At 69.4% G+C, this 13,934-nt stretch carries 14 protein-coding genes; 10 read left to right on the top strand and 4 right to left on the bottom strand.

Translation table 11 applies throughout. The annotated features are described in order from the left end of the window. Window positions 1-152 precede the first annotated feature (152 nt). The 7 genes from IEY69_RS03045 to IEY69_RS03015 all read left to right on the top strand — a co-directional run bounded on the left by IEY69_RS03045 (window position 153) and on the right by IEY69_RS03015 (window position 7,698). Complete coding sequence (locus IEY69_RS03045) at window positions 153-620, top strand: MgtC/SapB family protein (RefSeq protein ID WP_189071656.1); 468 nt, start codon at window positions 153-155, stop codon at window positions 618-620. Window positions 621-1,106: 486 nt separating this feature from the next. Further along, window positions 1,107-1,766: a GntR family transcriptional regulator gene (locus IEY69_RS03040; RefSeq protein ID WP_189071655.1), complete on the top strand. Its 660-nt coding sequence runs from the start codon at window positions 1,107-1,109 to the stop codon at window positions 1,764-1,766. Further along, on the top strand, window positions 1,763-2,695 hold the full coding sequence (locus IEY69_RS03035) for a proline dehydrogenase family protein (protein ID WP_189071654.1): 933 nt from the start codon (window positions 1,763-1,765) through the stop codon (window positions 2,693-2,695). The genes IEY69_RS03040 and IEY69_RS03035 overlap by 4 nt, the downstream gene beginning before the upstream one ends. 71 nt (window positions 2,696-2,766) lie before the next feature. Further along, on the top strand, window positions 2,767-4,338 hold the full coding sequence (pruA, locus tag IEY69_RS03030; RefSeq protein WP_189071653.1) for an L-glutamate gamma-semialdehyde dehydrogenase: 1,572 nt from the start codon (window positions 2,767-2,769) through the stop codon (window positions 4,336-4,338). Window positions 4,339-4,825: 487 nt separating this feature from the next. Then, window positions 4,826-6,553 carry a S8 family serine peptidase gene (locus IEY69_RS03025; RefSeq protein ID WP_189071652.1) on the top strand — a complete coding sequence of 576 codons (1,728 nt, stop codon included), beginning with the start codon at window positions 4,826-4,828 and terminating at the stop codon, window positions 6,551-6,553. A gap of 61 nt (window positions 6,554-6,614) precedes the next feature. Next, window positions 6,615-7,037 (top strand): hypothetical protein, encoded by a 423-nt coding sequence (locus tag IEY69_RS03020; RefSeq protein ID WP_189071651.1) that lies wholly within the window; start codon window positions 6,615-6,617, stop codon window positions 7,035-7,037. 1 nt (window position 7,038) lies between these two features. Then, complete coding sequence (locus IEY69_RS03015; protein WP_189071650.1) at window positions 7,039-7,698, top strand: hypothetical protein; 660 nt, start codon at window positions 7,039-7,041, stop codon at window positions 7,696-7,698. A gap of 3 nt (window positions 7,699-7,701) precedes the next feature. On the opposite strand, the gene IEY69_RS03010 is transcribed toward IEY69_RS03015, so the two are convergent. Both IEY69_RS03010 and IEY69_RS03005 read right to left on the bottom strand, forming a co-directional pair. Then, on the bottom strand, window positions 7,702-9,066 hold the full coding sequence (locus tag IEY69_RS03010; RefSeq protein WP_189071649.1) for a phytoene desaturase family protein: 1,365 nt from the start codon (window positions 9,064-9,066) through the stop codon (window positions 7,702-7,704). A 1-nt stretch (window position 9,067) separates the two neighbouring features. Further along, on the bottom strand, window positions 9,068-9,979 hold the full coding sequence (locus IEY69_RS03005; protein WP_189071648.1) for a UbiA family prenyltransferase: 912 nt from the start codon (window positions 9,977-9,979) through the stop codon (window positions 9,068-9,070). Window positions 9,980-10,128: 149 nt separating this feature from the next. On the opposite strand from IEY69_RS03005, the gene IEY69_RS03000 reads away from it, so the two are divergent. Both IEY69_RS03000 and IEY69_RS02995 read left to right on the top strand, forming a co-directional pair. Beyond that, window positions 10,129-11,022, top strand: coding sequence for a MerR family transcriptional regulator (locus IEY69_RS03000; RefSeq protein ID WP_229783581.1), 894 nt, complete (start codon window positions 10,129-10,131; stop codon window positions 11,020-11,022). Then, complete coding sequence (locus IEY69_RS02995) at window positions 11,019-11,906, top strand: complex I NDUFA9 subunit family protein (RefSeq protein WP_189071646.1); 888 nt, start codon at window positions 11,019-11,021, stop codon at window positions 11,904-11,906. The genes IEY69_RS03000 and IEY69_RS02995 overlap by 4 nt, the downstream gene beginning before the upstream one ends. A gap of 264 nt (window positions 11,907-12,170) precedes the next feature. On the opposite strand, the gene IEY69_RS02990 is transcribed toward IEY69_RS02995, so the two are convergent. After that, window positions 12,171-12,716 (bottom strand): phosphoribosyltransferase family protein, encoded by a 546-nt coding sequence (locus IEY69_RS02990; protein ID WP_189071645.1) that lies wholly within the window; start codon window positions 12,714-12,716, stop codon window positions 12,171-12,173. A 110-nt stretch (window positions 12,717-12,826) separates the two neighbouring features. Beyond that, the gene (locus tag IEY69_RS02985; protein ID WP_189071644.1) at window positions 12,827-13,357 is read right to left on the bottom strand and encodes a phosphoribosyltransferase family protein; all 531 of its coding nucleotides are present in this window, start codon (window positions 13,355-13,357) and stop codon (window positions 12,827-12,829) included. Window positions 13,358-13,476: 119 nt separating this feature from the next. Here IEY69_RS02985 and IEY69_RS02980 point away from each other — a divergent pair, with 119 nt between their 5' ends. Further along, window positions 13,477-13,929: a DUF4395 domain-containing protein gene (locus tag IEY69_RS02980; RefSeq protein ID WP_189071643.1), complete on the top strand. Its 453-nt coding sequence runs from the start codon at window positions 13,477-13,479 to the stop codon at window positions 13,927-13,929. Window positions 13,930-13,934 lie beyond the last annotated feature (5 nt).

Here is a 13,934-nt window from a genome sequence, read left to right as displayed (position 1 = left end):
AACTATGGGTGCAGTTTAGTAGGCCAAAAAACCGCGAAACGTGCCATAAATCACATTATCAGCCGCTTGGCTTACCCCCCCAACCCATCACCCTGCCGACCGTGAAGCTGCGGCCATTGCGCCCGCACCCACACGCCGCGTAGGGTCCACGCATGGACTGGACTGACACCCTCGCGCAGCTGAAGCTGATGATCGGCCCGGCTGTGGCCGCTCTGCTGACCGGCCTGATCGGGTGGGAACGCCAGGCGCACCGCGCCGGGGCCGGGCTGCGCACCCACATGCTGGTCGGCATCAGCGCCGCCGTGTTCGTCGTCCTGGCCGAGGCACTGATCCTTCAGTTCGGGGACGGGAACGCAGCCGTACGCTTCGACCTGATCGGCCTGCTGGCCGCCGTGGTCAGCGGCGTGAGTTTCCTGGGGGCCGGAACCATCTTCTCGGGTGGTCAGGACGGCCAGACGCGCGGCCTGACCACCGCTGCCAGCCTGCTGGCCAGTTCAGGGGTGGGCGTCGCCTGCGGACTCCACCTATACGTGTTTGCACTGGGCATCACCCTGCTATTCCTGTTCGTCCTGCGGCCCCTGCACCATCTGGAGAGGGGCCGCACTGATGGGGAAACCTGAGCGGAGGGAACACCGTATAGCGCTGCAATGCGACGCCTCCCCCACCCAGATTCGGCCTGGATCGACTGTCCCCGCTGCCGACACCGCCTGCTGCGCTGGAACACCTACTGCGCATCACAGGACAGACCCTGGATTGACTGGGACGAGTCGCGCTGGCTGGTCCCCGTTCCGCTGGTGGGCCTGGGCCTGACGCTGCTGCTCGTGACACAGGTACCTCTGTTGCTGACTGTGCTGGGCGGGAGCCGTGGGCGGCTGCTGGTTCTGACCGTCGGTGGCCTGGGGTTCCTGTGGGCGGCGGGCGTCGCGGCGGCGCGGCACCGGTGGAGGCTGAATCGGCGCCGCGTGCTGGCAGACCGGCTATTGCCTGACGACTGGGTGTGTCCATCGTGCCTGCACAGTGTGCCCGCGCACCCTGCCCGGACAATTAGGGGTTCCGGCTGACCGGGGGGGCTGGTCAGAACGCCAGGATTGTATACAATATCCACGATGACCTCCTTCGAGCGCCCCACCCTGGTCCGCGACGGCGTGTACGACCACCTGCGCCGCGCCGTGCTGGACGGCGACCTCGCCCCCGGCGAACGCCTGGGCGAGGTGGAACTCGGCGCGCAGCTCGGCGTGTCCCGCACCCCCATCCGCGAGGCCCTGATGCGCCTCACGCAGGACGGCCTGCTCGTCGCCGAGGCGAACAAGGGCGTGCGCGTCCGCACCCTGAGTGCCGCCGAGGCCCGCGACACCTACGTCGTCCGCGAGGAACTCGACGGACTGGCCGCCGCCCTCGCCGCGCAGCATCACACGCCCGCCGACGCCGACGCCCTGCGCGCCGCCCTGAATGAGCTGCACGCCGCGCCCGGCAGCGACTACCGCGCCCAGACCCGACTGGACCTCGCGTTCCACCGCGCCATCACGCACGCCGCGCACAACGCCGCCCTGAGCGACCTGAACCGCGACCTCGAACAGCGCGTCGCCCTGATCAAGCACCAGACCCGCACGTACAACGCCCACCCGCAGACCGACGCGCAGCACGCCGCGCTGCTGGACGCCATTCTCGCCCGTGACCACGACGCCGCGCGGGACGCCGCCCGCACGCACGTCCGTACCTTCGCCGCCCTCGTCCTGAACGACCTTCAACCCAGGAGCACCCCATGATCGACCAGCTGTACCGCAAAGTCGTCCTGACCGTCGCCGGGCAGAAAGCCATCGAGAACGCCGTCCGCGCCCGCGGCTGGGGCATGGCCCAGCGTTTCGTCGCCGGGGAAACCCCCCAGACCGCCATCCAGGCCGTGCACGACCTGAACAAGGACGGCATCATGGCGAACCTCGACCTGCTGGGTGAATTCATCGAGAGCCCCGCGCAGTGCACGCAGTTCGCCGACAACGTCATCACCATGCTCGACGCCGCGCACGCCGACGGCATCACCCCCTACGTCAGCATCAAGCTGTCCAGCGTCGGCCAGGGCAAAACCGTGGACGGTGAGGACCTGGGTCTCACGAACGCCCGGCGCATCATCCGCCGCGCCAAGGAATACGGCGGCTTCGTGTGCCTCGACATGGAAGACCACCCCCGCGTCGACCAGACCCTCGCGCAGTTCCGCACCCTCGTCGGCGAATTCGGCGGGCAGCACGTCGGCACCGTCCTCCAGAGCTACCTGTACCGGACCGAGGAAGACCGCGCCAGCCTGGACGACCTGAAGCCCAACCTCCGCATCGTGAAGGGCGCGTACCTGGAACCCGAAACGGTCGCGTACCCGCAGAAAGCCGACGTGGACGCCGCGTACCGCCGCCTCGTGTACGCCCACATGCAGGCCGGGAACTACGTGAACGTCGCCACGCACGACGAGAGCATCATCCACGACGTACAGATGTACGCCCTCGCGCACGGCATCAGCAAGGACGCCTTCGAATTCCAGATGCTGTACGGCATCCGCCGCGACCTGCAACGCAACCTCGCCGCCGCCGGGTACCGCGTCCGCGCGTACATCCCCTACGGCCGCGACTGGTACCCCTACTTCAGCCGCCGCATCGCCGAAACGCCCCGCAACGCCATGTTCGTGCTGCGCGGCATGCTCAAAGGCTGACCCTTCCAGTCCCCCCCACCCGTCCGCCTTTCAACCCAGTCCAGAGCAGACCACACGAATCAGGAGACCCCATGATCAAAGTTCAGGAGTACCGCCCGCAGAGCTTCATCGATTTCACGAAAGAAGAGAACGTCAAGGCCTACCAGGACGCGCTGAAGAAGGTGCGTGCGGAACTGGTCGGGAAGTACTACCCCATGGTCATCAATGGCGAGCGGGTGGACACGGCGGAGAAGCTGACCAGCCTGAACCCCTGCGACACGAATGAAGTGGTGGGCACGACGGCGAAGGCGACGATCGAGGATGCCGAGCGTGCCCTGCAGGGCGCGTGGGCGGCGTTCGAGAGCTGGAAGAAGTGGGACATGGACGCCCGCGCGCGGGTGCTGCTGAAGGCGGCCGCGATCCTGAAGCGTCGCCGCCTGGAGGCGTGCGCGCTGATGAGCATCGAGGTCGGGAAGAACTACGCCGAGGCTGACGTGGAGGTGGCGGAGGCGATCGATTTCCTGGAGTACTACGCGCGTAGCGCCATGAAGTACTCGGGCTTCGGGAGCAGCGAGACGACGTGGTTCGAGGGTGAGGAGAACGGCCTGATGAGTATCCCGCTGGGGGTGGGCGTGAGCATCAGCCCGTGGAACTTCCCGTGCGCGATCTTCATCGGGATGGCCGCCGCGCCGATCGTGGTGGGGAACTGCGTGATCGTGAAGCCCGCCGAGGACGCGGGGCTGATCGCGGGGTTCATGGTGGACATCATGCTGGAGGCCGGGCTGCCCGCCGGGGTGCTCCAGTTCCTGCCGGGCGTGGGCAGGGAGATCGGCGAGTACCTGACGACGCACGCGAAGACGCGCTTCATCACGTTCACGGGGAGCCGCGCGGTGGGCCTGCACATCAACGAGGTGGCGGCGAAGGTGCAGCCCGGCCAGAAGTGGATCAAGCGCGTGATCATGGAACTCGGCGGGAAGGACGGCATGATCGTGGACGAAACGGCCGATCTGGACGTGGCGGTGACGGCGGCGGTGCAGGGCGCGTTCGGGTTCAACGGGCAGAAGTGCAGCGCCATGAGCCGCCTGATCGTGGTGGACAGCGTGTACGACGACGTGGTGAATGCCTTCGTGGAGCGCGCCGGGGCCCTGAAGGTCGGGACGGGTGAGGAGAACGCGAACGTCACGGCAGTCGTGAACCAGATGAGCTTCGACAAGATCAAAGGCTACCTGGAGATCGCCCCCGACGAGGGCAAGGTGCTGCTGGGCGGCGCGGCGACCGGCGAGGCGCACGGGAAGCAGGGGTACTACGTGCAGCCGACCATCGTGGGTGACGTGAAACGCGAGTCGCGTCTGGCGCAGGAGGAGATCTTCGGGCCGGTCGTGTCGGTCATCCGCGCGCGGGACTGGCAGGACGCGCTGGATATCGCGAACAGCACCGAGTACGGCCTGACGGGCGGCGTGTGCAGCGCCAGCCGGGAGCGTCTGGAGCAGGCCCGCGCGGAGTTCGAGGTGGGGAACCTGTACTTCAACCGCAAGATCACCGGGGCGATCGTGGGGGTGCAGCCGTTCGGCGGGTACAACATGAGCGGCACGGACAGCAAGGCGGGCGGCCCGGACTACCTGGCGAACTTCATGCAGCTGAAGACCGTGACGGAACGCTGGTAGAGGCCGGATCTGTCCGGTTGGACAACAGAGGCCCCGGATTCGAATCCGGGGCTTTTTTTACGGTGGCGCGCAGACAGGTGCATTGGCGGTCATGTCTCGGAACGCCAGGGTCACTTGCAAATGCAACCAATATTGAGGCCTAGCATTTCAATCGCCACGATCTGATACCCAACTGACCCGGTGATGAGAACAGATACTGTACAGGGAAATCAAGCTGACCGTTGCCACATCTGCCCACAGCACGGATCAAAACAGCGGGGAATCAACGATCTAGACATTGCTTTTCCACCTTTCTGGACCGACATCAGAGCAACCTAGACATGCCGATGATTGCGATTTGGCCGCGCACTAACATCCCCCTCAACTTCATCACACCGAGCGACGCTCACCGTCCGCACTGACCCGGCCCTGCGTCGAGCCAGCACCTTCACCCACCTCGTTTCGGCACCGTGCCGGAAGGCCGCCTTCCGCCACACCTGGAGACCTCATGAAGCACACCCGTTCCATCCTGGCCGCCACCCTCGCCCTGAGCCTCGCCGCCTGCAGCCAGCAGACGGCCACCCCCGTCGCCGCCCCCGAGGCCAGCACCCCCGCTGACGCCGTCGCTGGCGCGTACCTCGTGGGCTTCAAGCAGGGCAATCTCAGCAGCCAGAGCGTGACGGAACAGGCCGCCGTGCAGGCCCAGGCCATTGCCGCCGCGGGCGGGATCATGACCAGCCAGTGGGTGGACATCAGCGCCGCCGCCGTGAAACTCGACGCCGCCGCGCTCGCCAAACTGCGCGCCAACCCCAGCGTCGAGTACGTCGAACCCGACTACATCCGCACCGCGCAGGGCTTCAAGGGTGGCGCCACCGACAGCAAGGTCAGCACCGGCCTGAGCGCCCAGGGCCTCACCGCGCAGGCGCTGTACGCCCCCAACGGCGAGTTCACCTGGGGTGACAACGCACTGCGCGTCCAGAACCTCCGCGCCAGTGGCTACACCGGCACCGGCGTCGCCGTGTGCGTCGGCGACACCGGCATCGACGGCAACCACCCCGAATTCCAGCGGAAACTCAAGGGCTTCAAGAACTTCGTCACCACCGAAGCCAACCGCAACGACCCCTACGCCCTGAACGACGTGTCCCACCACGGCACGCACGTGTCCGGCACGATCTTCGCGCAGCTGGGTGCGGGCACCGGCGCCAGCGGCACCCTGAGCGGCATGGATGCCAACGGCGTGGTCGGCGTCGCCACCGGCGTGAACCTGTACATGGCCCGCGTACTGGGCAACACCGGCTCCGGCAGCAGCAGCGGCATCATCAACGGCGTGAACTGGTGCGCCGCGCAGCTCAAGAGCCAGGGCGGCACCGAGAACAAGGTCGTCATCAGCCTCTCCCTGGGCGGCGGCAGCAAGAGCCAGACCGAGCAGCGCGCCTACACCAGCGTCTGGAACAAGGGCGCCCTGACCATCGCCGCGACCGGCAACGACGGCGCCGCCGTCTCCTACCCCGCCGCGTACACCGAAGTGGTCGGCATCGGCGCCGTGGACAGCAACCTCGCCAAGGCGGACTTCAGCAACTTCGGCACGCAGGTCGACCTGGTCGGGCCCGGCGTGGACGTCATCAGCACCGTGCCCCTGGGCCAGGGCAGCCAGGCGCTCGCCTCCGGCGGCGGCGTGAACTTCACCGAGGTGAAAGCCGCCGACCTGACCGGCAAGGGCAGCTTCACCGGGAACATCGTCGCGGCAGGCGGCACCAACAACGAGTTCTGCGGCACCACGACCCGCAACGCCGCCCTGGCCGGGAACATCGCCCTGATCGCCCGCGGCACCTGCTCCTTCGAGGAGAAGACCGCCAACGCCGTCGCCAGCGGCGCCAAGGCCGTCATGATCTACAACAACGCCGCGGGCGCCCTGGGCATGACCCTCACCAACAGCTACACCGTGCCCGTCGTCGGCATCCTCCAGGCGGACGGCCAGGCCCTGCTGACCAAGCTGCCCACCACCGGTACCGCCGCCGTCACCAGCGCCGACTACGAGTCCTACAACGGCACCAGCATGGCCACCCCCCACGTCAGCGCCGCCGCCGCGGTCGTCTGGGCCGCCAAGCCCACCCTGACGAACACCCAGCTGCTCAGCCTGCTGACCAGCACCGCCAAGGACCTCGGCACCGCCGGGAAGGACAACAACTTCGGGTTCGGTCTGGTCGACCCCCTGAAAGCCATCACCGGCCAGTAACCCATCCACGTACCCGGCACCCCTTCCACACGGAGGGGGTGCTGTTCGTTAGCCTGAGCCCATGCGACGAGCGGCCCTCTTGCTTCCCCTGCTGTTGTCGGGTGCGCCAGAGCACGCGCCCGCGCAGCTGTTCCTGCCGGGCACCCTAAGCACCACGCAACCCCGCGTCACCCTGCGCGTGAAGGGTCTGGACTCGCCGGGCCGCTCGCTGCTGACCGGGCTGTGTCAGGTGCGGTACACCATCTTCGACCGGCAGGGCCGCGCCCTCCTCGGGTACCCGAATCGCGGGACCCTGTGCGCCGAGGTGGGTTTGGGCGTGAACACCGCGCGGGGCGCATGGGGGGCGTTCACCCTCGACCTCTCCCCCGTCCGCGCCGCGCGGCTGCCCGCCGGGACGTACCTCATGACGGCGCACATCCAGGCGCAGGACGGCGGCACCCGGCTGACCCTCGTGTCGAACACCGCGACGCTGCGGGTGCCCTGACATGAGTGAGCTTCAGGACGCGATCGCCGGACTGTACACCGCGTTCGGGACGGTCCCCAGACCGACGGTCATCCGGCACGAACCGTATGAACTTCAGCCCGGCGAGGTCACCGCGCTCCTGGAGCGGCCACTGCGCGAGCTGCCACCGGGACTCCTGCGCTCGTACCTGTGCGACGCGCTGTTCACGGTGGGCACCTGGGACGACTTCCGTTCCTTCCTGCCGCGCCTGCTGGAACTGCTCGTGACCGATGACATCGAACTCGATCCCGTTGCCTCCCGGCTGGCCTACGCCCGCGAGCGGGGGTACCGCCTGACCGGGCCGCAGGAGGCCGCGCTGGAGACCTTCTTCCTGTCGTACTGGAACCACCTGCTCTGGCACGTCCCGTGGTACGCCGATCTGGCGCTGCGGTGGGGTCTGATGGAGCAGGTAGGACTGACCCGATCAGCGCTGCTGGCCCGCTGGTGGGCTCATCCGAACCGCGCTCTCGTGCTGGCCGAGGTGCTGCTCCTGAACGGCACGCCACCGCCGGAATGGCCGCGCGCCGCGCTGCGGGACTGGCTGGAGGCGGCCTTCTTCACAACCACTGATGCAGAGGACGGGCGGTTCTACAGTGACGCCCTGCTGATTCTGGAGCATCTGCCGGAGCCCCCAGTTCCCTGACCCCTACCAGCCCGCCTCTTGCAGCAGTCGGTCAACGATCTGCACGCCGCCCAGGAGGGCAGGAATGCCGCCGCCGGGGTGGACGCCGGTGCCGACCTGCCACAGGCCGGCGCGCAGGCGGTACGGTTGGGGGTGCAGCGGGCCGCCGCGCCACGCGGGGAGGCCCGGGCCGTACAGGGCGCCGCCGGGGTGCCCGCCCTGCGCGTAGTGGTCGGGGGCGAGGGTGGCAACGTCCAGCGCGTTCCGCACCAGGTCGGGGGCGTGCAGGGTCTCCTCGGTCCGGCGTAGTTGTGCCTGCACCCAGGGGTGGTCCAGGGTCAGTGCCTCGCCGGTGGCGGGCGTGGCGAGCAGGACGCTCAGCTGCCGCCCGTGCGCGTGCACCAGGGTGAGGGTGTCCGGGGGCAGCACGCCGCGCCGGACGTGCGCGTGGAACGCCGCGAAACTGCCGGGCGCCAGGACGCTCGTGGCGGGGAGTGGGGCGGGTCGCGGCAGGACGGCGTACATGCCGACGCCGCTGACGGTGCGCCGCGCGACGGGCGAGGGAATTGGGCGGCCCCGCAGCGCGGCCAGCCGGTGCGGGTCGAGGGCACTGACGATCAGGTCGTGCCGCGCCGTCTCGCCGTCCGCGAGGGTAAGGGTCTGCCCGTCCAGTCGCGTGACCGGGGTGTGCTCGCGCAGCTGCACGCCGCGCGTCTGCCCGAAGGTCAGCAGGGCGTCCAGCAGCGCCTCCATGCCGTCCGCCGGGCGGAACACGTCCGCGCCGACCAGTGCCGGGATCAGCGCGTACAGCGGCGGCGCGACCCCTGGGGGCAGTCCGGCATTCAGGGCGTGCGTGGCCAGGGCGTGGGTCAGCGCGGGCGGCAGCTTCTGCGCGGCCAGCCAGCCCTGCGCGGTCAGGTGCGGGCCCTGCACGCGCAGCAGCGCGGCGGCCGCCTGTCGGAACAGTGGGTCGCGCAGGCGCGGCGGGGTGGTCAGCAGCACGCCCAGGACCAGCGCGAGCGGCGCAGCGGCCCGAAGGTAGCGCTGCCAGTGCGGGTGCAGCGGGTGGCCGGGCGGCACCGGGAGCGGTACCGGACCGTGCGGGGTGTGGTGCACGCCCAGCCCGCCGGGCAGCGGGCGCAGGTTCAGCGGGTCGGGTTCGTTCAGGCCGCGCAGGTACGCGCGCCACACCTGCGGGAACGTGAACAGGCTGGGCCCGGTGTCCACGCTCTCGCTCGCCAGGGTGAGGCGGCGCAGCTTCCCACCGGCCCGATCCCGGTCGTACACGGTGACCGCGTGACCCCGGTGCGCGAGGCGGGCCGCGAGGGCCAGTCCGGCGATCCCGCCGCCCAGAATGCCAACCGTCCGGGTGCCGACGCTGCGGGTCAACTCAGAACCCGGTCCACTGGCCGCGCGCCAGCAGGTACACCAGTTGCACCCCGGCGACCGCGCCGACGATCCAGGGGGTGACGATGCTCAGGGGGTACAGCCGCGCGGCCTGTTCCGGCGTGGGGTGCAGCAGAAGGCGCAGGGCCATGCTGCCGCAGGTGAGGAGCAGGGCCAGCGCGGTCAGTTTCGACGCGGGCAGCAGCAGCGCCGAGGCGAGGAAGAACCACGTCAGGGCGTAGGCGGCCGTGCCGCGCGCGCCGAGGGTGGTGGCGACCGTGCGGGTTCCGGCGGCGCGGTCGGCGGGGATGTCCTGCGCGGCGTCGAAGGCGTGCTTCCCGACCGAATAGCTCATGAGGGCCAGCAGCGGCCACCACGGCACCGGGCTGCCCAGGGCCAGCGCGGGCAGCGCCAGCGGCAGGGCGTAGGCGACGTTGCTCAGGCCGTCCAGGAACGGGCGGGCTTTCAGGCGCAGCGGGGGCAGACTGTACGCGGCGAACAGCAGCGCGGACGCCAGCAGCAGCAGCGTGGCTGGCGCGGGCAGCAGGACGCTCAGCGCGGCCAGCGCGGGAAGGTTCCACCACAGCGTGGCGCGCAGCAGCGGCGCGGCCTCCTGCGCCTGCAACCGGGCGCCCTGCCAGCCGCCCTTGCGGGAGGAGCGGGCGTCCTCCTCCTGGTCCCACAGGTCGTTCAGGCCGTAGATCAGCAGGTTGAACGGCAGGGTCAGGTACGCCAGCAGGGCCAGCACCCCGGCGTCCAGGGTGAACAGGCGGCCCGTGAGCCACACGCCGGTCACCAGCGTGCCGACGGTGTTCACCCACAGCGCCGGGCGGGACACCACCAGCGCGCGGCCCAGGGGCAGGCGGGCGTTGGGCGCGGCGGTCGGGGTGTCGGTGGGGGCGGCGTGGTCGGTCATGCGGGCAACCCTGTCAGCATAGCGGGCGGCCCGCATGGCATCTGCCCCGCCCGGTCGCCCGGTTTCGCCGGAATCCTTACGTTTCGTGAGGACCGGGCCGCGCAGAATAGGGTTTGATGAACCCTCTCGCCGGGCGATCTCAGACCGCCATGTTCACTGCCTCCGAGGTGGAGGCCCAGACCGGCGTACCCGCCACGACCCTGCGGCAGTGGGAGCGCCGTTACGGCTTCCCGCGCCCCGAGCGCAGTGCGAACGGGTACCGCCTGTACTCCCCGCATGACGTGGCCGCCATTCAACGCATGCAGGCGCACCTGAATGCCGGGGTGCCAGCCAGCCGCGCGGCGGAACTCACGCAGCGCGACCTGGATCCCACCCCAGCCGATCCCGACCCGCAGGACGCCGCCGAGTGGTCGCGTCAGCTGACGCGGGCGCTCGTGTCGTCCGAGATGGATCAGGCGGCGACCCTCCTGGGGCAGGTGCACGCCCAGCTGCCAGTCGAGGACGTGCTCACGCAGGTGATCTCCCCGACCCTGGCCGACATCGGGGCGCGCTGGGAGCGCGGCGAGATCACGGTCGCGCACGAGCATCAGGCCAGCGCGTTCCTGCGCGCGCGCCTGTCGCACCTGATGGACGTGGCAGGCGTGCAGGAGGGCTTCGGGCCGCTGGTCGTGGCCGCCTGCGCGCCCGGCGAGGAGCACGAACTGGGCCTGATGATGCTCACCCTGGCCCTGCGCCGCCGGGGCGTGCGGGTCGCCTACCTGGGCGCGAACGTCCCGCTGGGCGACCTGGCGGTGTTCACTCGGCAGCAGGGTGCACGGGCGGTGCTGCTGGCCCTGAACGGCGACTGGGCGCTCAGGCCGACCCGCGAGCACATCCGCGATCTGGACGGGCTGGGTGTGCCGCTGTTCGTGGGCGGTGCGCTGCCCAACGCCCAGCCTGAACTGGCCGCCGAGTTCGGCGGCGTGTACGCCGGGCCGGACGCCCCACGCGCCGCTCAACTGATCGCCGCGCAGCTGCACCGCGGCGAGGGAGGTTCCACGTGAAGATACTGGTGACCGGAGCAAGTGGCTTCGTCGGGAAGGCAGTCGTGAAACACCTCGTGCAGGACGGTCATGACGTGTGGGCCGGGAGTCGCCGGGGCGAGCCGGTGGGCGGCGCGCGCGGCGTGACGCTGGACGTCACCGATCCGGGCAGCGTGCAGCGCGCGGCGGGGCAGGCCGACCCGGAGGTCGTCGTGCACCTGGTGGGCATCATCGCGGAGGCCGGGGATCAGACCTTCGAGCGGGTGCATGTCGAGGGGACCCGCAACGTCCTGGCTGCCACGCCGCGCGGCGCGCGCTACGTGCACATGAGTGCCCTGGGCGCCCGCGAGGACAGCGGCAGCCGGTACTCCAGCAGCAAGGCCCGCGCCGAAGCGCTCGTGCGGGCCAGCGGGCTGGACTGGACGATCTTCCAGCCCAGCCTGATCTTCGGCGTCGGAGACGACTTCTTCGGGCGGGTCCTGCGGGAACTCGTGTCCACGGCGCCGGTCGTGCCGCAGATCGGAGACGGGTCGTTCCCGTTCCGACCGGTCAGCGTGCAGGACGTCGCGCAGGCCTTCGCTCGCGCCGCAGGGAGCCGCACCGGCCTGCACGGTACGTTCGCCCTGACCGGGCCGGAGGAGTTCACGTTCCGGCAGCTGCTGGACCTGGAACTCGGGGCGCTCGGGAAACGCAAACCCATCGTGCCGGTGCCGCTGCCGCTGATGAACCTCGCCGTACCGCTGATGCAGGTGCTGCCCAAACCCCCCATCACCCGTGATCAGTACGCGATGCTCAAGGAAGGCAACACCGCGCCGAACGAACCGGCCCGCAGCACCTTCGACCTGCCGATGCTGCGCCTTCAGGATCACCTGCCGCAGATCGTGCAGGCCGCACTGAAGAAGTAAGCGAAGAAGTAACCCGCGCCGAACTGCGCGCCCCGCCGCTCAGCCCGGCGGGGCGCGCCCTTTGCCCCTGAGTCACACGGGACTACATTGACTCGCCTTCAACGTGGTCGCTTTCCGTTGTCCCCTCTCCCCTTGTGGGACTCGAAGAGCTGCGGAGCAGAGAGGGAGAGACTCGCAGAGCTGCGCAGCAGTGGAGCGACAGGGCGGAAGGGTGCGGGGGCCACCGGGCGACTCCGGACGACGTGGAGTCACTTGAATCCCGTATCAGCTGAGGGTGCGGGGCAGGTTCTGCAGGGCCGTGACCTCCATGGGGGGCGTGCCCTGGCGGAACGCGGCGAGGTACCCGGCGACGGTGCCGCCCGCCCGCTCGACCAGCCGGGCGAGGGCCTGCGCGGTGCCGCCACTGGCGACGACGTCCTGCACTATGGTCACGCGTTTGCCTTTCAGGCGCTCGGCGTGCGGGCCGTCCAGCCAGAGGGTCTCGGCGACGCCCAGGGTCATGCTGGGCACGTCCTGAATGAGGGGCTGCTGCATGTACGTGCGGCGTTTCTTGCGGGCGCACACGTACGGCAGGCCCGAACGGTCACTCAGTTCGTGAGTGAGGGGCAGGGCGTTCGTGACGACGGTCAGCAGGACCTCCGTGCCTTCTGGGATCAGGGCGACCATGGCCTGTGCGGCGGCGTTCGTGAATTCGCTGTCGCCGATGAATTCCACCAGGGGCACGCGGCCCATGCCGCCCGCGCGGACGGTGGGGAGGGTGCGGCTCACGTCGCCGATGGTGACGGTCAGTTCCTGCGGGGCTGTGGTCATGGCTCAGGCTAACGCACGTTCGTCCGCCGGAGGGCGCGGTGGGGTCGGTCCGGCCGGACGGCAAGGCAGACCCCCCTCTGCCGGGGAGGGGGGCACGCTGCGTTAACCGTTTACTTGAAGAGGGGCAGGTGGCCCAGAGCCGTGACCTCGGGGCGTTCCTGCCCTTCGGTGAACACGGCGACGACCGCCGCGACTTCCCCGCCGACTTCCTCGATGATCTGGCGGATGGAGTGCAGGGTGCCGCCGCTGGAGACCACGTCGTCCACGATGGCGACCTTGCGGCCCTTGATCTTCTGCACGTCGAAGCCGTCGAGGACCAGCAGTTGCGGTTTGCCGGTGGTGATGCTGACGACCTCGCGGGCGACCGGGTCGACCATGTAGGGCTTCTGCGTCTTGCGGATGACGATGTACGGCTTGCCGCTTTCGCGGCTGATGACGTGCGCGAGGCTCAGCGCCTTGACTTCGGGCGTGACGAGCACGTCGATGTCGGCGGGGAGCTTCCGGGCGAGTTCGCGCCCGGCTTCCTCGGTGACGTCGGTGTCGCCGAGCATGTTGAACAGGGCGACCTTGATGTCCGGGGAGACCGGCACGATGGGCAGGTCGCGGGTCACGCGACCGATCTGAACCTTGAACGTGTCCACTTGACGCAGTGTAACGCGCGGCGCGGAGCGGGGTGAGGGACGGGTGACCGGTGGGGGTGGCGCACCTGTCTGGATAGTTGACTTGTTTTGTACGCCATAAAGGTTTACCTTTTTTGTCAATGATTGCCTCCGCCCCCACCCGCACGCCCGCGCGCACCGACCTGAGTGCGCTGAAGTTCAATCAGGTCACGGTGGTCTTCGTGACTCTGCTGGCCGTGATCCTGACCGTCCCGGCGCTGACGCTGGTGCTGGGCGCGGCCATGCTGATCGGGGCCGTCATGCCCGACCTCTCCCCCATGCGCGCCGCGTACCGCCTGCTGGGGCCTGCCCTGGGCCTGAAGCCCGAGGTCGTGGACGAGGACCCCCGCGCGCATCACTTCGCGCAGGGCGTGGGCGGCGGCTTCCTGCTGGCCTCCGCGAGCTTTACACTGGCGGGTCTGCCCATCGTCGGGGCGGTGCTGGGCGTGACCGTGATCGCGCTGGCCGCCCTGAACCTCTCCCAGAAGATCTGCGTGGGCTGCGTCATGTACTTCCAGTACCGCCGCCTCCGCTACCAGCTGCTCAAGCGCTAAGGACC

It is taken from the genome of Deinococcus sedimenti (assembly GCF_014648135.1).
Classification (GTDB): Bacteria; Deinococcota; Deinococci; order Deinococcales; family Deinococcaceae; genus Deinococcus; species Deinococcus sedimenti.
This window is presented reverse-complemented; position numbering and strand designations above follow the sequence as displayed.